At 38.4% G+C, this 18758-nt stretch carries 14 protein-coding genes, 16 tRNA genes and 1 rRNA gene; 3 read left to right on the forward strand and 28 right to left on the reverse strand.

Annotation, left to right across the window (positions count from 1 at the left end):
* Positions 1-135 precede the first annotated feature (135 nt).
* A complete protein-coding gene (locus CVD27_RS21685; protein WP_101650423.1) occupies positions 136-1407 on the forward strand; it encodes a sensor histidine kinase in 1272 nt (423 codons plus the stop codon).
* 26 nt (positions 1408-1433) lie between these two features.
* Here CVD27_RS21685 and CVD27_RS21690 read toward each other — a convergent pair whose 3' ends face one another.
* The 5 genes from CVD27_RS21690 to nagA all read right to left on the reverse strand — a co-directional run bounded on the left by CVD27_RS21690 (position 1434) and on the right by nagA (position 6026).
* The gene (locus CVD27_RS21690) at positions 1434-2420 is read right to left on the reverse strand and encodes a CAP domain-containing protein (RefSeq protein WP_257984456.1); all 987 of its coding nucleotides are present in this window, start codon (positions 2418-2420) and stop codon (positions 1434-1436) included.
* 147 nt (positions 2421-2567) lie between these two features.
* On the reverse strand, positions 2568-3305 hold the full coding sequence (locus CVD27_RS21695; protein WP_101650425.1) for an SIS domain-containing protein: 738 nt from the start codon (positions 3303-3305) through the stop codon (positions 2568-2570).
* Between the two features lie 23 nt (positions 3306-3328).
* Positions 3329-4051 carry a GntR family transcriptional regulator gene (locus CVD27_RS21700; protein WP_101650427.1) on the reverse strand — a complete coding sequence of 241 codons (723 nt, stop codon included), beginning with the start codon at positions 4049-4051 and terminating at the stop codon, positions 3329-3331.
* Positions 4052-4086: 35 nt separating this feature from the next.
* Positions 4087-4830, reverse strand: a complete 744-nt coding sequence (gene nagB / locus CVD27_RS21705; RefSeq protein WP_180960400.1) for a glucosamine-6-phosphate deaminase — start codon at positions 4828-4830, stop codon at positions 4087-4089.
* Positions 4827-6026, reverse strand: coding sequence for an N-acetylglucosamine-6-phosphate deacetylase (nagA, locus tag CVD27_RS21710; protein ID WP_257984457.1), 1200 nt, complete (start codon positions 6024-6026; stop codon positions 4827-4829). The genes nagB and nagA overlap by 4 nt, the downstream gene beginning before the upstream one ends.
* A gap of 233 nt (positions 6027-6259) precedes the next feature.
* Here nagA and nagE point away from each other — a divergent pair, with 233 nt between their 5' ends.
* Positions 6260-8152 carry an N-acetylglucosamine-specific PTS transporter subunit IIBC gene (gene nagE, locus CVD27_RS21715; RefSeq protein WP_101650431.1) on the forward strand — a complete coding sequence of 631 codons (1893 nt, stop codon included), beginning with the start codon at positions 6260-6262 and terminating at the stop codon, positions 8150-8152.
* A 32-nt stretch (positions 8153-8184) separates the two neighbouring features.
* Here nagE and yhbH read toward each other — a convergent pair whose 3' ends face one another.
* The 6 genes from yhbH to queG form a co-directional block, all read right to left on the reverse strand.
* Entirely contained in the window at positions 8185-9351 is a 1167-nt protein-coding gene (yhbH, locus tag CVD27_RS21720; protein ID WP_101650433.1) for a sporulation protein YhbH, read from the reverse strand.
* A gap of 295 nt (positions 9352-9646) precedes the next feature.
* A complete protein-coding gene (locus CVD27_RS21725; RefSeq protein WP_101650435.1) occupies positions 9647-11542 on the reverse strand; it encodes a PrkA family serine protein kinase in 1896 nt (631 codons plus the stop codon).
* A 393-nt stretch (positions 11543-11935) separates the two neighbouring features.
* Positions 11936-12685, reverse strand: coding sequence for an oxygen-insensitive NADPH nitroreductase (nfsA, locus tag CVD27_RS21730; protein ID WP_101650437.1), 750 nt, complete (start codon positions 12683-12685; stop codon positions 11936-11938).
* 52 nt (positions 12686-12737) lie between these two features.
* Positions 12738-13211, reverse strand: a complete 474-nt coding sequence (gene trmL, locus CVD27_RS21735) for a tRNA (uridine(34)/cytosine(34)/5-carboxymethylaminomethyluridine(34)-2'-O)-methyltransferase TrmL (RefSeq protein WP_101650438.1) — start codon at positions 13209-13211, stop codon at positions 12738-12740.
* 63 nt (positions 13212-13274) lie between these two features.
* Positions 13275-14156: an amidase domain-containing protein gene (locus tag CVD27_RS21740; protein WP_101650440.1), complete on the reverse strand. Its 882-nt coding sequence runs from the start codon at positions 14154-14156 to the stop codon at positions 13275-13277.
* An 85-nt stretch (positions 14157-14241) separates the two neighbouring features.
* A complete protein-coding gene (gene queG / locus CVD27_RS21745) occupies positions 14242-15375 on the reverse strand; it encodes a tRNA epoxyqueuosine(34) reductase QueG (protein ID WP_101650442.1) in 1134 nt (377 codons plus the stop codon).
* Between the two features lie 110 nt (positions 15376-15485).
* Between queG and CVD27_RS21750 the strand changes: the two genes are divergently transcribed.
* Positions 15486-16157, forward strand: a complete 672-nt coding sequence (locus tag CVD27_RS21750) for a B3/B4 domain-containing protein (protein ID WP_101650444.1) — start codon at positions 15486-15488, stop codon at positions 16155-16157.
* An 85-nt stretch (positions 16158-16242) separates the two neighbouring features.
* Here CVD27_RS21750 and CVD27_RS21755 read toward each other — a convergent pair.
* The 17 genes from CVD27_RS21755 to rrf all read right to left on the reverse strand — a co-directional run bounded on the left by CVD27_RS21755 (position 16243) and on the right by rrf (position 18607).
* Positions 16243-16316 (reverse strand) — tRNA-Gly (locus CVD27_RS21755).
* 563 nt (positions 16317-16879) lie between these two features.
* Positions 16880-16960: transfer RNA gene (locus CVD27_RS21760), tRNA-Leu, on the reverse strand.
* 20 nt (positions 16961-16980) lie between these two features.
* Positions 16981-17066: transfer RNA gene (locus CVD27_RS21765), tRNA-Leu, on the reverse strand.
* 34 nt (positions 17067-17100) lie between these two features.
* Positions 17101-17174: transfer RNA gene (locus CVD27_RS21770), tRNA-Cys, on the reverse strand.
* 7 nt (positions 17175-17181) lie between these two features.
* Positions 17182-17256: transfer RNA gene (locus CVD27_RS21775), tRNA-Gly, on the reverse strand.
* Between the two features lie 4 nt (positions 17257-17260).
* Positions 17261-17335, reverse strand: a tRNA-Gln gene (locus CVD27_RS21780).
* Positions 17336-17354: 19 nt separating this feature from the next.
* A tRNA-His gene (locus CVD27_RS21785) sits at positions 17355-17430 on the reverse strand.
* A gap of 14 nt (positions 17431-17444) precedes the next feature.
* Positions 17445-17518 (reverse strand) — tRNA-Trp (locus CVD27_RS21790).
* A 6-nt stretch (positions 17519-17524) separates the two neighbouring features.
* Positions 17525-17609, reverse strand: a tRNA-Tyr gene (locus CVD27_RS21795).
* Positions 17610-17698: 89 nt separating this feature from the next.
* Positions 17699-17774: transfer RNA gene (locus CVD27_RS21800), tRNA-Phe, on the reverse strand.
* 6 nt (positions 17775-17780) lie between these two features.
* Positions 17781-17857: transfer RNA gene (locus CVD27_RS21805), tRNA-Asp, on the reverse strand.
* Between the two features lie 3 nt (positions 17858-17860).
* Positions 17861-17934 (reverse strand) — tRNA-Met (locus CVD27_RS21810).
* 166 nt (positions 17935-18100) lie between these two features.
* Positions 18101-18176: transfer RNA gene (locus tag CVD27_RS21815), tRNA-Val, on the reverse strand.
* A 39-nt stretch (positions 18177-18215) separates the two neighbouring features.
* A tRNA-Glu gene (locus tag CVD27_RS21820) sits at positions 18216-18290 on the reverse strand.
* Between the two features lie 15 nt (positions 18291-18305).
* Positions 18306-18397: transfer RNA gene (locus CVD27_RS21825), tRNA-Ser, on the reverse strand.
* Between the two features lie 8 nt (positions 18398-18405).
* Positions 18406-18480: transfer RNA gene (locus tag CVD27_RS21830), tRNA-Asn, on the reverse strand.
* Positions 18481-18491: 11 nt separating this feature from the next.
* Positions 18492-18607, reverse strand: a 5S ribosomal RNA gene (gene rrf, locus CVD27_RS21835).
* Positions 18608-18758 lie beyond the last annotated feature (151 nt).

An 18758-nucleotide genomic window follows, 5' to 3' on the forward strand; every position in this document is an offset into this window, starting at 1 on the left:
GAAGCCTTTTATTTACAATTTTCCATTACTTATACTGCAATATGTCACTTTTTCGAAATATTTTGCTAATTTTGTTGTAACTTGCCACAATTCCATGTAAAATTTTCCTATGAGCCCATTATGGATGGTGAGAAAATGGAAATCACTAAACACCTTTTCATCAATCTCTCTCTTATGATTATTTTACTATTTATTGGTTTGATAATTCTTGAAAAAAGTAAAAAATTCTCCTTATCTAAGTCCTCGGTAATCATCTTGTTTATTGTAACAATATGGTTATGTATTCAGTTCTCCTACGCACCAGTTTCTTATGCTCGCTTTGATTTAAGGATTATACCTTTAGTTCTGGGCGGTTTATATTTCGGAATTGGTCCAATTCTCGTAGCAGCCATTATTGTATTACGAAGCCTTTATGGAATTAATATTGGTTTTTGGCAGACCTTAGCACTTTATTTGCCACTAGCATTCATCCTATGGCGCTTATATCCTTGGTTTTTAAAGCAGGCACCTGCTCGAAGAATATGTTTTACTATATGTACTGGAATGATAATGGGTATACTAACAGTATTTGGTATGACTTTCAAAGATGTACCCGTTAACCTCATCGATGCATGGTTTGCCTTTCTTTTCATCCCATCCCTTGGTATAGGGATTATTTCATATGGTATCGAATTTGTAAGAAAAATTAATGAAATGCAGCAAGAGCTTATAAAAGCAGAAAAATTAAAAGCTGTGGAACAAATGGGAGCTGCTATTTCCCATGAAATTAGAAATCCACTTACTGCAGCGAGTGGGTTTGTTCAGCTGCTGCAGGATGATTATTTATCAAGACAAAAAAGAAAGGAATATCTTACAATTGTAAAAGAAGAATTATTTTCTGCTGAAAGGGTCATTCAAGATTACTTAACGTTTGCAAAACCATCACTAGAGACTTTTGAAGAGTTAAATGTTAAAAGTGAACTTCGGCAGATTATTAATATCCTTCAGCCTTTAGCCAACCAAAATTCCGTGGAAATTATCACTGATTTTTCTATTATTGGTTTTATTAAGGGGGACGAACAAAAGTTCAGACAATGTTTTGTAAACGTCCTTAAAAATGCCATTGAATCCATGCCTACCGGAGGATCCTTGTATGTTTCTACTGAATATAGCCAGAATGAGGTAACTATTAAAGTTAAGGATACGGGAGTGGGAATGACCTCACAGCAGCTTGAAAGGTTAGGTGAACCGTTTTATTCGACAAAAGGAAAAAACGGAACGGGCTTAGGCATGATGGTGGTTTATAGTATTGTAAGAGCTATGAATGGATCAATCTGGGTAGAAAGTGAGATTGGAAAAGGAACCACATTTCATTTCGAGTTCCCAACCATTTCAATAAAGAAATTAGAACAAACCGGCAGAGTTTAGATTCTGTCGGTTTGTTTTTTTAGAACTTACTTACCAATAAACATTTGAGACCAATTTTTACCTGTGCTCTCAAAACCTACACCTATATGGGTAAAGTTAGAACTCAAGATATTTTTACGGTGGCCTTCACTGTTCATCCAAGCAGTAACCACTTCTTGTGGTGTACGTTGTCCTTGTGCAATATTTTCACCAGCGGACTTATAAGTAACACCAAAGTCTCTCATCATGTCAAATGGTGAACCATAAGTAGGACTGGTATGAGAAAAGTAATGATTTTGCTGCATATCCAATGCTTTTTTCTGAGCAACTCCACTAAGTTGTGCGTCTGTTTTTAAAGCAGGAAGACCATTCTTAGCTCTTTGTTGATTGGTAAGATTGATTACTTGCTGGGCATACTGGCTTACATTTCCTGAAGTTGCAGTATTATTTTGATTTTGTGCTGCCCCGCTTGGAGCCTGGGTTTGCTGCTGCTTAGGTACAGGTGTTGCCTGCTGAGCAGGAGCTTGGTTGGGTGCCTGCCGGGTTGTTTGTTGCTGAGACGGCACTTGTGTTGTTGGTCTTTGCTGCTGAGTATATGGTTGACCTGGCTGGACAAACCCAAATTGGAACCAGTTTCTTTGGTTAGGATCGATGGTAATAAACTGATATTTGGCATCTCTTACTAAAACAGCTTGAGTATGTGGATACTGACCGCTATTTAAATTGGTTTGATAAGCAGAAACCATATCATCGTCATTTCTTTTAATTTTCCTCTTATTATTAAAGAGGTTATTATCAACATCACTATCATTATTGTCACGGTTAGTATAATCTTCTGTCAGTAGTCCGTTATGATCAATTCCATCATCGCGGCCATTACGTACATCTGTAATACGATTATTTCGATCATTGGTATCCATACCCACACGATTAGCTGTCCGATCATTTATATCGTTACGGTCATTATTATTACAAGCAGCAAGACCCATTGTTAACACTGCTGTTAATAGTAATCCCACCGGTTTTTTTATCATCGGTAATGCCTCCTTTAGAGCATAAATGTTTCTTGCCTTTTTATTTTTAATTTTTTTAAGGAAAGTATTATTGGTAATTTACGTCTTCAAGAGGAACAATTTCCTCTAATACAAAAAAAAGCAGATGCCACATGCACCTGCTCGGTCCTAATTCTCCAGTAATGGAATTCTGTTTTTATATTTATCGATTAAATACTTGTTATGCTCTTGGGCTCCATCGGCATTACTGCTTTTAAATATAGGAGGTATATAGTTGTTTGCTACCATATTTTCAATGGCTTCAATCATTATCCCGTTAACGATTGCTGCTCCAATCACCGTTGAACCTGAGCCGAAAGGGACATCTAAAGAAGGTAGGTCTATTATGGCATCTCCGATAGAAATATGATTGTCAATTGCAAGATCGGCAAAATCAGAAAGATATTTACCACTTTTATGTCTGGAGGATATATTTTGGGTATAAATATGCGAAGAAAGCGTTATAACAAAAGCACCTTGTTCTTTTGCAAATTGAGCGACATCAAGGGGGACAGGATTTCTGCCTGAAGTTGACACCACCAGCACAACGTCTTCGGATCTAATATCTAAATCGGAAAGAAATTCCTCTGCAAAATCTTCGCTCTGTTCTAATTTTGATGAACGAACAGCCCCTTTATGCAGCATTAACTCTTCAATAAGAATTGGATTAATTGGTGCAAGTCCTCCGGCACGGTAAAACAGCTCCTCCCCCAGCATATGGGAGTGACCGCATCCAAAAGCATGAACAATTCCACCATTTTGTATACAATGGGAAATTTTTTTTCCTGCAGCTTTTATTGACTCATTTTCCTTTTCTTTAATGTTCCCTAATAAAATTTCTATTTTTTGAAAATATAACTCGTACATATGTTAATCATCCCTATGTTGCATTATCGTTTCATCTTTATCATAAATTTATAACGGTCAGCACGGTATACGGATTTTACAAGTTCTAATGGAGTACCATCTAGAAGATAGGTATTCCTTTGAATAAGCAGAACTGGATCTCCTTTAGAGATATTCAAGAAATTTGCTTCACTTTGACTGGCGATCGATGACTCAATTGTTTGAGAAGCACTGTCAATCCTAAGATTTAATTGTCCTTCAATGTAGGCATAAAGAGATTTATTGACAATACCTTCCGTAAGCCCCTTAATCAGATTAGCAGAAATATAATTTGTTTCCAATGCCATGGGTACATCATCGGCTAAACGAATTCTTGAGATCTCGTAGACAGGTCCATACTCCGCTATTTTTAAATGACCTGCAATTTGACTATCGGCAGGAATAATTTCAAACTTTATAAGCTTATTGCCCGGTTTAAGCCCTCTTGACTTCATGTCTTCTGTAAAACTGGTTAATCCCTGCAATCCTTGCTCAATTTTACGTTCTGCCACAAAAGTACCCTTTCCCTGCTGTCGAAATAAATATCCTTCATTTACGAGATCGGTAAAGGCTTGTCTAACAGTCATCCTGCTGATTTGATATTTTTCAGCATACTCTCTTTCGGGCGGAAGGGCATCACCTGGTTTCAAATCACCTTTTTCAATTAACCCTTTAATGAGCTCCTCTAACTGATAATAAATTGGAATAGGAGAATTTTTATATATCATACCTTGTGCAACCCTTCTAAATTAACTTGCCCATTTCAGGAATCAACAGGAAGCTTTAAACCTGAAACTGCTGCCTTATCAGCAATAATTGTAACACATGGATGATTCTTCAAAATAGATGCAGGAAAATTTTCACTAATCTCTTCATTAAAAAGCTTATTCATTGCATCCTTTTTACTCTCGCCTGAAACAAGTAACAGGATTTCCTTACTTTTCATAATAGTAGAGATACCCATAGTTATCGCTTTTGTCGGAACATCTTCAACATGTTTAAAAAATCTGGCATTGGCTTCTCTAGTAGAAGGCGCCAATTGAATCACTTGTGTAGCCGCATAAAAGGATGTCCCCGGTTCATTAAAACCGATATGACCATTACTTCCAATACCAAGGATCTGTAAATCAATACCGCCCTTTTTTTCGATAAGCTCTTCATAACGAAGGCATTCTTTCTCGGCGTCCTTACTATCCCCTAGGGGCACATAAGTGTTATTTTTATCGATATCGATATGATTAAATAATTGTTCATTCATAAAATAACGATAACTATTCTTGTCGTTTCCAGAAAGTCCAATGTACTCATCTAAATTAAATGTCGTAACCTTTCGATAAGATGTCCTGTTTTTTTGGTGATCTGCAATTAAGTTTTTATAGGTTCCTATTGGGGTTCCGCCTGTAGCAAGTCCTAACTTGATATTGGGATATTGACAAACTTTATCGATTATATATCCAGCAGCTTTTTGGCTCATTTCATCATAATTTTGAACTTCAATCATTTTCACTCTGAATCTTCCTCCCTTTTATATGCAAGAGTCCCACGGCAAAGTGTCATAAAAACTTCCATATTATGATCAAGGATAACAATATCTGCATCTTTTCCAACTGCAAGGCTTCCTTTCCTATCAAAAACATTCAATTGCTTCGCAGGATTGACTGAAGCCATTTTGACTGCATCCTCTAATGAACAGCCCGTATAGGTTATCATGTTTTTAACAGCATGACCTAGTTTTAAGATACTACCTGCAAGTGTCCCGTCAGAAAGTACCGCTTTTCCATCCTTAACAGTCACTTCTTGCCCTCCGAGATCATAAAGTCCATTTTTCAAACACTTAGCTCGCATGGAATCAGTGATTAAAATTAATCCCTCGCTCTTTTTATTTTGGTATGCGAGATTAACCATTAGTGGATGAACATGTACCCCATCAACAATAATTTCCACTTTCAATTCTTTTCGTAAAAATGCCGCACCAGCCACACCTGGTTCTCGATGGTGCATTCCCCTCATTTGATTAAAGAGGTGAGTAACATGATTGACCCCAGCTGTTATAGCTTCATCAACCTGTTCATAAGTAGCATCTGTATGACCTATTGAAGCAATAATTCCGTTCTCTTTCAAATAGCGAATCAACTCAAGGCCTCCACGCTGTTCAGGTGCCATGGTAACCAGTTTTATCGTATTATTTGAAAGTTTTTGCCATTGCTTAAATAATTGAAGATTTGGATCAATGATATATGGAAGCGGCTGTGCTCCTGCTTTTTTGGCATTGACAAATGGACCTTCTAAATGAATACCCATTACCTCGGCTTTTCCCTGTTCCGGCTGCTCTTCCATAAACTGACCAGCGTTTATTAATGCTTTTTCTATCTGATCAACTTCTTGTGTGATAGTGGTTGCTAAAAAACTTGTTGTTCCTTCCTTCGGTAAAGCAGATGCCATTGTTTCTAACGCTTCCTTTGTTGCATCCATTACATCTGCACCATTAACTCCATGTATATGGACATCAATAAAGCCCGGGACTGCCTGAAACGAAGCAGGAACTTGAATGATCTCAAAATCATTTTCATTCGTCAGTTCATCAACGGTTCCAATCCCTATTATTTTTTGATTTTGAATTTTGATATATCCTTTTTCAATCACTCTATCATCTGAATAAATCTTAATATCTTTAAGTAAAATATGATTGACTTTTTGAGTCACTGTCATTACTTCCTTTCAGAAATCTATCTTAATCTTATCATCACCATTTTCTAGTTGTCTATACCAATTTATCATTTGTTATTAACCAATTTAGTCTTTACCTCACGAAATAACTGAAAATAAAAGATTTATTTTATTTTTCATCTGAAAACCACATATTGGTATAGACATCTATAAAAATTCGTATTATATTAGAAAAGCGTTTACATTTACTGATTAAGGAGCGAAAAAAAATGTTAGGTTTTTTACAAAGAATTGGTAAAGCTTTAATGCTTCCTATTGCTGTATTACCTGCAGCAGGGTTGTTACTGCGATTTGGACAACCTGATTTATTAGATATCCCTTTTATTGCAAACGCCGGAAATGCTATTTTTGCTAATTTGGCATTAATATTTGCTATCGGTGTTGCCATCGGCTTTGCAAAAGATAGCAACGGTGCAGCCGCATTATCTGGAGCCATTGGATACCTAGTTTTAACAGAAGGAACAAAAGCCATTGATAAAAATATTAATATGGGAGTATTAGGAGGTATCATTGCAGGCATTATTGCGGGATTATTATATAACCGCTACCGTGATATAAAGCTTCCTGAGTGGCTTGGCTTTTTTAGCGGAAGACGCTTTGTTCCAATTATCACTTCTGTTGCCATGGTTATTTTGGCAGGTATTGCGGGCTTTGCTTGGCCGCCAATCCAAGATGCTATTAATGGTCTAGGGAACTGGATCATTGGTTTAGGTGCAATCGGCTCTGGTCTCTTCGGATTCTTAAACCGTTTGCTCATCCCATTAGGTCTTCACCACGTATTGAACAGCTTGTTCTGGTTCCAATTTGGGGAATTTCAGGGCAAAACCGGAGACATTGCTCGTTTCTTTGCCGGTGATCCCACAGCCGGCGGCTATATGACCGGGTTCTTCCCAATTATGATGTTTGGTCTCCCAGCTGCAGCTTTTGCAATCATTGCTGCCGCTAAACCTGAAAAAAGGAAAGCTACTTCTGGAATGTTTATTGGGCTTGCCTTAACCTCATTCCTTACCGGTATTACGGAGCCAATTGAATTTTCTTTCATGTTTATTGCCCCATTGTTATATGGAGTGCATGCTGTTTTAACTGGTTTATCTATGGTGGTTACCTCAGTCCTTGGGATTAAAGATGGTTTTACTTTTTCAGCGGGTGCTATTGACTACATTTTAAACTTTAATATTGCTCAAAAGCCTCTCTTGTTATTAGTGGTTGGTCTAATTTATGGAGTTATCTATTTTATAATTTTCTACAGTTTAATAAAGGCATTTAATATTAAAACTCCTGGTCGAGAAGATGAGGAAGAACAAATTGACAGCCAAACACCTGTTGAAACTGTTGGTAATAATAAATATGAAACAATGGCTTATCATTTTATCAACGATATAGGCGGTAAAGTAAATATCAAAGCCATTGATAATTGTACAACTCGGTTAAGATTAATGATAAATGATATGGAAAAAGTCAACGAGTCAGCCCTAAAAACACATGGGGCGAAAGGGATTATGAAGTTAAATAAAACAAATCTGCAAATTGTTGTGGGTACAGAAGTGGAATTTGTTGCAGATGCAATGAAGAGAATGGATATGAATGCTGTAAATATAAGTACAAAAAATATAGAAAATACTCTTCCGGAAGGAAACAATCAACAATCTTTATCTGAACATGATTTTGTCATGCCAATCGAAGGTGAAATTATCCCATTAACTGAAGTACCAGACCAAGTATTCTCTCAAAAACTAATGGGTGATGGATTTGGTATTGTCCCTGCAAATGGTACGGTAGTTTCACCAGTAGACGGTGTCATTCTTAATGTATTTCCGACAAAGCATGCGATAGGAATTAAGTCCACACAAGGTCATGAAATTCTTATCCATATAGGACTGGACACAGTGAATTTAAAGGGTGAAGGTTTTAAAGTTTTCATTAAAGAAGGAGAGCCAGTCAAAAAAGGCCAATTAATTCTTGAATTTGATTTAAATTCTATCAAGGATTCTGTACCATCCATCATCACTCCAGTCATCTTCACTAATTTATTAAAATTAAATATTAAAAAACAAGGGCAAACGGAACAGGGTACAAGTGGCATACTTTCCATTGAACAGTAAAAAAATGACAGGTGCAAAGCACCTGTCGTTTTTTATGCATATAATTTTGATTGTTCTTTTTGGAAAAAGCTCTTCATTGCATGAAATACATCTGCTTTTTGTTTGAGTATAAAATAGCGGAACTGTTCATCCTTAATATTTTTATAGGCTGACATTAGTGTGGAGTGGCGATTATATTGATTTACTTCCCCATAGCCGAACATGTTAGATACTTTCATTAATTCTTCTACAAGCTTTACGCAACGGGCATTATCGGATGTAAGATTATCACCATCAGAAAAGTGGAATGGATAGATGTTAAACTTCCGTGGATTATATTTTGCGTCAATAATTTCTAGTGCTTTTCGATAAGCGGATGAACAAATGGTCCCACCGCTTTCACCTTTTGAGAAAAAGTCTTCTTCAGAAACTACTTTTGCTTCAGTATGGTGAGCAATAAACTCAATTTCTACTGTCTCGTATTTGGTTCTTAAAAAGCGTGTCATCCAGAAGAAAAAGCTTCGTGCCATATATTTTTCCCAAATTCCCATAGAACCGCTTGTATCCATCATTGCAATCACGACAGCTTTTGAATCTGGTTTTACTACTTCATTCCAGGTTTTGAACTTTAAATCATCCTTGTAAATTGGGTGGAAGGCTGGCTTACCACTCATTGCATTTCGCTTAAAAGCAGACATCATCGTCCTTTTTTTATCGATATTCCCCATTAATCCAGTTTTTCGAATATCATTAAATTCAATGTTTTCAACAAGATGTTCTTGCTCTTCTTTTCTCTTTAAGTTTGGCAGTTCTAATTGCTTAAATAAGGCTTCCTCTAGTTCCATTAAAGAGACTTCTGCTTCAAAATAGTCCTCTCCTGCTTGATCACCAGCACCTTGCCCCTTACCTGGTCCCTTTTGCCCGCTGGAACCGTCTCTTGCTACAACGTCACCGACTTGACTCTCACCGTCTCCTTGGCCCACGTGTTTGTTTTTGTCATAATTATAGCGAATCTTATATTCGTCCAATGAACGAATTGGAATTTTAACCACATCGCGACCATTAGACATAATAATACTTTCTTCTGTAATTAATTCTGGAAGATTGTTACGAATTGCCTCCTGGACTTTTTCTTGATGGCGCTGCTGGTCATCGTGGCCTTTACGGTGGAGGGACCAATCTTCTCTAGAAATCACAAATTGATGGTTATCGACAGACACTGCAAAACCCCTCCTTATTAAATTAAAATTAACTCCATGTTGCACAATTTTTTTCACAAATACATAAAATAACGCGAATGAAAAAATTAATGAAATGATGGATTACTTTATCCTATGCAGAAGTAGAGAATAATTTACAAATAATTTTGACAATTAGTTGATTGCCTATAAAATGGACAAGGTAAATATATGAAAAAGAACTTCATTTCAATGAATGAATTAATAGAAATTGTTTATTGGAAAAAAAGAGACTGACAGTTTTTTCTCTGCCAGTCCTTGCTATTTTAATCCCAATTTATCTGTTTAGTAAGCTTCCAACATAGCGAAGTAACTCATTTGCTGATGTCGAATTATAGCCGTGTTCATCAATTAAACGAGCCACAACATCATTAATCTTCTTCAATTGCTGCTCATCAGGTGTCTTGGAAGAAGTTGTGATTTTAACAACATCCTTAAGGTCAGCAAATAATTTCTTTTGAATCGCTTCTCGGAGCCTGTCATGGGAGTTGTAATCAAACCGCTTGCCTTTTCTGGCAAAGGCAGAGATTCTAATTAATATTTCTTCCCTAAAGGCCTTTTTAGCATTTTCAGAAATACCAATTTGCTCCTCAATAGAACGCATTAGCTTTTCATCTGGATTTATTTCTTCCCCTGTTAACGGATCGCGAAGCTTAGCTTTATTGCAATAGGCCTCAACGTTATCAAGATAGTTATCCATTAAGGTCTTAGCTGATTCTTCATAAGAGTAAACAAATGCTTTTTGAACTTCGTTTTTGGCAATATTATCATACTCTTTACGTGCAAGCGAAATATAATTCATATAACGATCACGTACCTCAGCCGTAATCGATGGGTGCTGATCCAGCCCGTCTTTTAAGGATCTTAATACGTCCAGCGCATTAATGGATGGAACCTCTTTACGAATGATAGTGGATGAAATGCGATTGATGACATAACGAGGGTCTATCCCGCTCATCCCTTCATCTGGATACTCGCGTTTCAGTTCTTCCACATCAGCACTATTAAATCCCTCTACATTTTCCCCGTCATAGAGGCGCATTTTTTTCAGTAGATCAATATCGCCTTTTTTCGGTTCCTTCAAGCGAGTTAAAATGGTAAACATTGCTGCAACCTTTAAAGTGTGCGGTGCAATGTGTACATCTGAAACATCACTTTCATTAATCATTTTTTCATAAATTCTTTCTTCCTGTGAAGCCTTTAAATTATATGGAATTGGCATAACAATAATCCTAGAATGAAGTGCTTCGTTCTTCTTATTAGAAATAAACGAGCGGTATTCTGTTTCGTTTGTGTGTGCAACAATCAGTTCATCAGCACTTATTAAGGCAAACCTTCCTGCTTTAAAATTCCCTTCTTGTGTCAAGGACAACAAATGCCAGAGGAATTTTTCATCACATTTTAACATCTCTTGGAATTCCATCATTCCGCGGTTTGCCTTGTTCAACTCTCCATCAAAACGATAGGCTCTTGGATCTGATTCTGAGCCATATTCTGCGATGGTCGAGAAATCAATACTCCCGGTTAAGTCGGCAATGTCCTGGGATTTTGGATCAGAAGGACTAAATGTTCCTATCCCAGTCCGTTTATCTTCTGAGAAGAATATTCTTTCCACTAAAACATCTTCAATTCTTCCGCCATACTCCTGCTCTAGACGCATCATATTCAATGGCGATAAGTTGCCTTCTATCCGGATTCCATATTCCTCATAGAAGTCAGCCCGTAAATGATGAGGAATTAAATGTAATGGATCTTCATGCATCGGGCAGCCTTTGATGGCAAAAACGGAGCCTCTGTCTGAACGTGAGTAGTTTTCTAACCCTCTTTTTAACATCGTAACAAGGGTTGATTTACCGCCGCTCACCGGACCCATTAAAAGTAGAATCCTCTTTCTAACGTCCAGCCTTTTGGCAGCTGGATGGAAGTATTCCTCGACAAGCCTTTCAAGTGACTCTTCTAAGCCAAATAATTGATTACTAAAGAAATTGTACTGCTTCGTCCCTTTAACTTCTTCAATTCCTGCATCCTTGATCATATTGTAAACTCGAGAATGTGCAGATTGTGCTACCCACGGCTTTTCCTTCAACAACAATAAATAGTCAGCGAATGATCCTTCCCAGCGCAGTTTTTCCTCTTCTTCACGAAAGCTCTCGATTTTTTTTAAAATATCCATATGGCCCTCCCCCTGTAGGTTATCAGAGACGATTAATATACTTTATGCACGAAAAGACTTGAACATGCGTAACCAATTCGAGATATTGTCTATCTTTTTTATTTCAATAAAAGGAATATTGTTCTTTTCATTTTAAAAACTTAGGCTATAATAAAATTGTATGTGTCAAAATAGCGTCCGTTTAGCGGTTTTCACAAAGTATTGATACTACTCGCTAAACAATCTTTTTTAAAAAACGGGACAAAGGGGGCAGTACATAACATGAACACTTTCATCGTTATTTTAGTAATGGCTGCGTTTTTAGCAGCCATCTTCACAGCGGGGTATAATGACAAACCAGGCACCACTAAATAAGAAGTTAAAAAAATGACTGCCGCAATGGCAGTCATTTTTTTATCGTATATCAAGTTTATTTTTCTGAATAAATTCCTTCATATACATTCTAGTTTGTTTAGAGAGCATACTGACGATTTGTTCGCTCCAACGGTCCTTTCTTTGCCCGTTCGTTCTCGCATCATAATAATTTGAGATTAGTTGATCATACTTATCGAGCTGGCTATAATAAAGATCCATATCCTGCTCATATTCGTCCTCATGATACACATGTTCAAGCGGTAGTCTTGGTTTTTTATCTGTAATATGAGACGGATAACCAACGGCAAGTCCAAACAATGGGATAACCCGATCAGGAATATTTAAAAGTTCCTTAACCATCTCCAAGTTATTGCGAATTCCACCTATGTAACATATGCCTAACCCCAGAGATTCAGCAGCAATTGCTGCATTTTGTGCCGCCAAGGAAGTATCAATTAGCGCCACCATAAATTTTTCTGTACTTTCTAATGATGGAGTCACATTTTTTTGTTGTTTTTCACCCATAATTGTATGACGGTATAGATCCGCACAAAAAACAAAGAAATGGCCATTTTTTTCTACATATTCTTGGTTCCCAGTCAACTCAGCCAATCTTTTCTTTTTTTCTTTGTCTTTTACACCAATAATAGAGTAGGCTTGAATGAAACTGGAGGTAGCTGCTGCCTGGGCACAGGCAACTATTGTCTCAATTTGTTCATCGGTTAAGGGCTTATCCTCAAAGTGCCGAATGGAGCGATGATTAAGGATGGTTGTGATGACATCATTCATAAAAAAAATCCTTTCTTTTTGTAAAAGGAGGCTAAATTTTTAGCCCCCCTTATTATTTAAGATTGGGATAATCCTGCTGACGTAATGCTTCATAAATAAGAATGGCGGCTGTATTTGACAAATTTAGTGAACGAACATTTTTATTCATAGAGATCCTTATGGCGGTATCAAGATTATTTTCAATAAGGTCCTTTGGAAGACCTGTTGTTTCTCGACCGAAAATAAAATAATAATCTTTAGAAGGGTCACTATAATCAAAACTGCTAAATTGCTTTTGCCCAAATTCTGTTATATAAAAGAAATTCCCATTGACATGCTTAATAAAGAAATCATCTATCGAATCATAATAAGTGATATTCACATGCTCCCAATAATCTAAACCTGCCCTTTTTAACATCTTATCATCCGTTGAAAAGCCTAAAGGTCGGATTAGATGTAAGTGGGTATCGGTCCCTGCACAAGTCCGAGCGATATTCCCTGTATTAGAGGGGATTTGTGGTTGATATAAAACTACGTGTATAGCCAAAACTTTCACCTCGTACTAAAACTCTACCTGCAATTATACCACTCTGATTAATGCTTTCAACAATCAGCCATCGATGATGGTATAAAACTTATATTTAATATTTGGGGTATATGCCGATGAATCCTCATAGGCCCAGTAACGCTTCCGGCTATTATAGGTATGTGCATTCACTAAAGGCATCCCGTATCCATCCTTCCCAGTAACAATGGTGTTATGGTTGAACCGGCCATCTCCTTCAAAATCATAACAAATGACATCTCCCAACAATAATTGGTCAGGGCTTGATACCTCTTTCGCCCGCAGACCACTATTGGAATTCGATAAATATAACCTTAAAGAGTGAGCCACAGCCCAGCTATAACTCCAATTACTTCTCTGCAGCCACCAGCCTGCATCCCGTTTTGGATAACCGCGCATCGGTGCCCCACCGACATGCAGACATTGGGAGATAAAATTCGTACAATCATTTTGAAACTTTTTGTATGCCGGATTGTAACTATTCCACCAGTGTTCTGCATATTGTACAGCTTTTAAACGATTATATTCATAACTAAACCGATTGTCTTGATTCTCAAGAGCCACAATGTTCGATTCTGTTTCCAGAATTTCATCCTGGTCTAGGGTTGGTCTAATTTCTTCATCCATAACTAAGGCATTTTTGTAAAACTTGGCTAATCTTTCTTCCGTTTCTTCTTCCATATAAAGTATTCCATTTTGTTTAATTAAGTATTGGTAGTGTGCTTGATATTTAATCGCTTGGAACTCATCCTCAGTCGACTCTTCCAAGATTTTTCCTGCAGCCTTTACTTTCACAATTTCTGCTGACCGATTTGCTAACGAAGCTTGCTTTATTTCTGCCTTTGGAAAAAATATTTTATGACTTCTTTTATCTGAAACAAATTGATTTACCCGTTTTTCAAATAAATCTTGAAGTAATTGTCGCAATTCCTATCCACTCCTTTCCCTTCATACATATGAAGGAAGAAAGGATTTAACAATAAAAAAAGGGCAAAACCAACTGGGTTGCCCATTAATTATTATAAAAGTTTAAGCCCTTTTCTATCTCTTTTTGTACATCGATATCTTTTTCGAGTTCTTTTGCCTTCTTTAAAGCACGTAATGCTGCCTCCCCTCCGATTTTTCCAAGGGCCCAGGCAGCAGTTCCTCTCGTAACAGATGAAGGCTCGTTTTTTAAGATATCAATTAAATCTGGAACAGCACTTTCATCTTTAAAATGAGCTAGTGCGATAATAGCATTCCGTTGGATTGGCTTTTTACCTCTCCAAGCACCTGAAACAGAACCGAACCTTTTTTTAAATTCACGATTGCTTAATTTAAGGATCGGTTTTAATAAAGGCTTTGCCACTTCAGGATCAGCTTCCATTTCTTCATGAAGATGAAAATTAACCCCCTTGTTTACTGGACATGCTGTTTGACATGAGTCACATCCATATACACGATTTCCTATTTTATCCCGAAATTCATCGGGAATAAGCTCTTTTGTTTGAGTTAAAAAAGAAATACAGCGATTAGCATTTATCTGACCACCCTGTATTAATGCACCTGTAGGGCAGGCATCAATACACTTAGTACAAGAGCCGCACTGGTCTTCAATCGGTAAATCGGGTTCAAAAGGTATATTCGTGATTATTTCACCTAAATAAACATAAGAGCCAAATTCGGAGGTGATTATCGAACAGTTTTTCCCGCTCCAGCCAATCCCGGCACGTTCCGCGACAGCCCGGTCCGAAAGTTCTCCTGTATCGACCATAGATTTTAGCTTTGCCTCTGGAAGCTTGGAAAAAATAAATTTTTCCAGTTTGTTTAGACGTTCTCTAAGGATATGATGATAATCAAGGCCCCATGAAGCCCTGCTGAAGATTCCTCTTCTATCTCCTTTTTTACTCTCGACACGATCATTCATTTTTGCAGGATAGGCAAGCGCAATAGAGATAATGGATTGTGCGCCTTCTAGCAGCATTGCCGGGGTCACCCGCTTATCAATATCAGGTTCTTCAAAGCCCGACTGATAGCCTAGTTCCTGTTGTTTTATCAAACGGCTTTTTAATTTAGTAAAAGGGGCAGCAGTAGTGAACCCAATTTTATCAATACCGATTTCAGTACTATAGGCAATGAGCTCTTTTTTAAATTTTTGAATATCCACTTTCTATTCCTCCTTTCGAAACAGACGTCAATGTATATAAATTGTTAAGATTATTAGTTGCACATCTATTTATGATAAACTATTTTTATCAATTTTTGGAGGTGGAATCGTTGGAAATTCAACTTTCAAGGGAAATCCTCGAGCGAATTCCTGATTTTAAAATCGGAGTTATCGAATATAAAAATATAGCCGTGGGGGATTCACCACAAATGATAAGAGGCAGACTTCAGCTTTTCCAGGAGTCAATATTCTTTGAACTGGAAAACCAACCGATTACGGAACTGCCCGGGATTAAGGAATGGAGGAATATTTTTAAAAAGACGGGAAAAGACCCAAACAGATACCGTCATTCAGCTGAGGCATTATTTAGAAGAGTACAAAAGCAAAATTATCTTACTTCTATTCATAGTGCCATTGATATTAATAATTTTTTCTCCTTGCAATATCAAGTCCCAATTGGGATCTACGACCTAGATCGGTTAAAGGGACCAGTGGTGATTCGAATTGGACAAGAGGGAGAGGAATACATAGGATTGAACGGGAGAAAAAATTCCTTACAGAACTTAATCCTCTCCTCCGATGTAAATGGACCGTTCGGAAGTCCTTTTGTTGATTCTGATAAGGCCCCTGTTACGGTTAATACAAACAATGCCTTGCAGATTATTTATCTGCGCCCGTCAACAAGTCAGGAGGACGTCAGTAAGCTTACAGAATCATTAATGAACATGTTTACCCAGATACATGGAGGCGAAGCTAAATACCATATTCTCGGATGCCAGTAACATGGCATCTTTTTAGTTCAGAAAATAATAAAACGCAATGCATCGTTCTCTTCATGTAACGATCCACTGCGTTAGTTAATATGTATGGAGCGGGTGATGGGAATCGAACCCACTACATCAGCTTGGAAGGCTGAGGTTTTACCAGTAAACTACACCCGCATATATGACAAATATTTGAACGAACTGACTTAATAAATTTTACACATAAACATGTCCGTAGTCAAGTCATTTCTGCATAATTTGTCGATTTATCTCACATTTCTTATTGAATCACTTTTAGATAAAAATATCCTATCTTATGGATTCAATGATTAAATAATATAGGAAAATACATTTTTAGTAATCATGTTTATTAGAATAATGAACTACGGTAAGAAACATTGACGGGAATAGCCCGTTTTTTGTTTAATCGACACCTATTGGTAACCCAATCTGTTCATGTGGACAAGGAAGGTGTTTCCCCGTGTGATTCTGTCCGCATCAAGAGCTCATATGGACATGAAAGGTGTTTCTCAGTGCGATTGTGTCCTCATAGAGGGTTCATGTGGACATGAAAGAGAGGTTCCTCATAGATCTTGTCCGCATAGCTATACATGACGGTAGAAAATATTTAGCTTACCTTTCGAACAATATTACTGATAATGTTGTTTATTAAAATAAAAAAACTTTCAACATAAATAGTTGAAAGTTTTAGTTTGACAGCTTTCAAAAACTGTCATTGATACCGGTGGTCGGGGTCGAACCGACACTCCAGAGGAACACGATTTTGAGTCGTGCGCGTCTGCCAATTCCGCCACACCGGCGTATTAAGTTTTTAAAGCAATGCCGAGGACCGGAATCGAACCGGTACGGTAGTCACCTACCGCAGGATTTTAAGTCCTGTGCGTCTGCCAGTTCCGCCACCCCGGCATAATATAAAAGCATTTACTTATTAAAATTCTTATGGAGGCGGCAACCGGATTCGAACCGGTGGTAAAGGTTTTGCAGACCTCTGCCTTACCACTTGGCTATGCCGCCGAATATATGGAGCGGAAGACGGGATTCGAACCCGCGACCCCCACCTTGGCAAGGTGGTGTTCTACCACTGAACTACTTCCGCAAAATGGCTGGGCTAGCTGGATTCGAACCAACGCATGTCGCAGTCAAAGTGCGATGCCTTACCGCTTGGCTATAGCCCAATGATAATTAAATAATTTATGGGGCGGCTGATGGGAATCGAACCCACGAATGTCGGAACCACAATCCGATGCGTTAACCACTTCGCCACAACCGCCATTATAAAATTATTGGCAGGGGTAGTAGGAATCGAACCCACACCAAAGGTTTTGGAGACCTTCGTTCTACCTTTAAACTATACCCCTATTGAATGGTGGAGGGGGACGGATTCGAACCGCCGAACCCGGAGGGAGCGGATTTACAGTCCGCCGCGTTTAGCCACTTCGCTACCCCTCCACATATAAGGAATTTCGTTGTCAGCGAGAGGATTTAAACTCTCAATCTGCAGATTACAAATCAGTTGCTTGACAACTGTAAAACATAAATGGTGGCTCAGGACGGAATCGAACCGCCGACACAAGGATTTTCAGTCCTTTGCTCTACCGACTGAGCTACTGAGCCAACATATGGCGGTCTGGACGGGACTCGAACCCGCGACCTCCTGCGTGACAGGCAGGCATTCTAACCAACTGAACTACCAGACCGAATTGCGGGGACAGGATTTGAACCTGCGACCTTCGGGTTATGAGCCCGACGAGCTACCAGACTGCTCCACCCCGCGATAGTAAAAGATATTGAATTTGGAGTATGCTCCATGTTTTGTTACTGACTGTCCCCATCTCAGAATGCTTATTCAAGCAGCAGTTCGATGGTTACAACTCGCAGATTATTCATTGAAGCAACGCTCGTTGCTCCACCCCGCGATAATAGAAAGAATATAAAATTTATGGTGGAGGATGACGGGATCGAACCGCCGACCCTCTGCTTGTAAGGCAGATGCTCTCCCAGCTGAGCTAATCCTCCAAATCAATGAAAGTTATTTTCGCTGTCACGAAAAAACTTTGGTGACCCCTACGGGATTCGAACCCGTGTTACCGCCGTGAAAGGGCGGTGTCTTAACCGCTTGACCAAGGGGCCATATGATGTATATTATGGCGGAGAGCAAGGGATTTGAACCCTTGAGACAGGGTTACCCGCCTACACGATTTCCAATCGTGCTCCTTCGGCCACTCGGACAGCTCTCCATAAGTAATGGCTCCGCAGGTAGGACTCGAACCTACGACCGATCGGTTAACAGCCGATAGCTCTACCACTGAGCTACTGCGGAATAATATTACAGCCTGGCAATGTCCTACTCTCACAGGGACAATGTCCCAACTACCATCGGCGCTGAGAAGCTTAACTTCCGTGTTCGGTATGGGAACGGGTGTGACCTTCTCGCCATAATTACCAGACTATTTATTCGACACTATTTTATTATAATGTCTTTTTCAAATTTTGCAAGAGAAAATTTTATTTTTTTCATTCTCTCAAAACTAGATAATATAGAAGAAATTTTGTAAAAACGAGTTGTTCGCTTTAGACTATGGTTAAGTCCTCGATCGA

The sequence above is a fragment of the Neobacillus cucumis genome (genome assembly GCF_002860255.1).
GTDB lineage: Bacteria > Bacillota > Bacilli > Bacillales > Cytobacillaceae > Neobacillus > Neobacillus cucumis_A.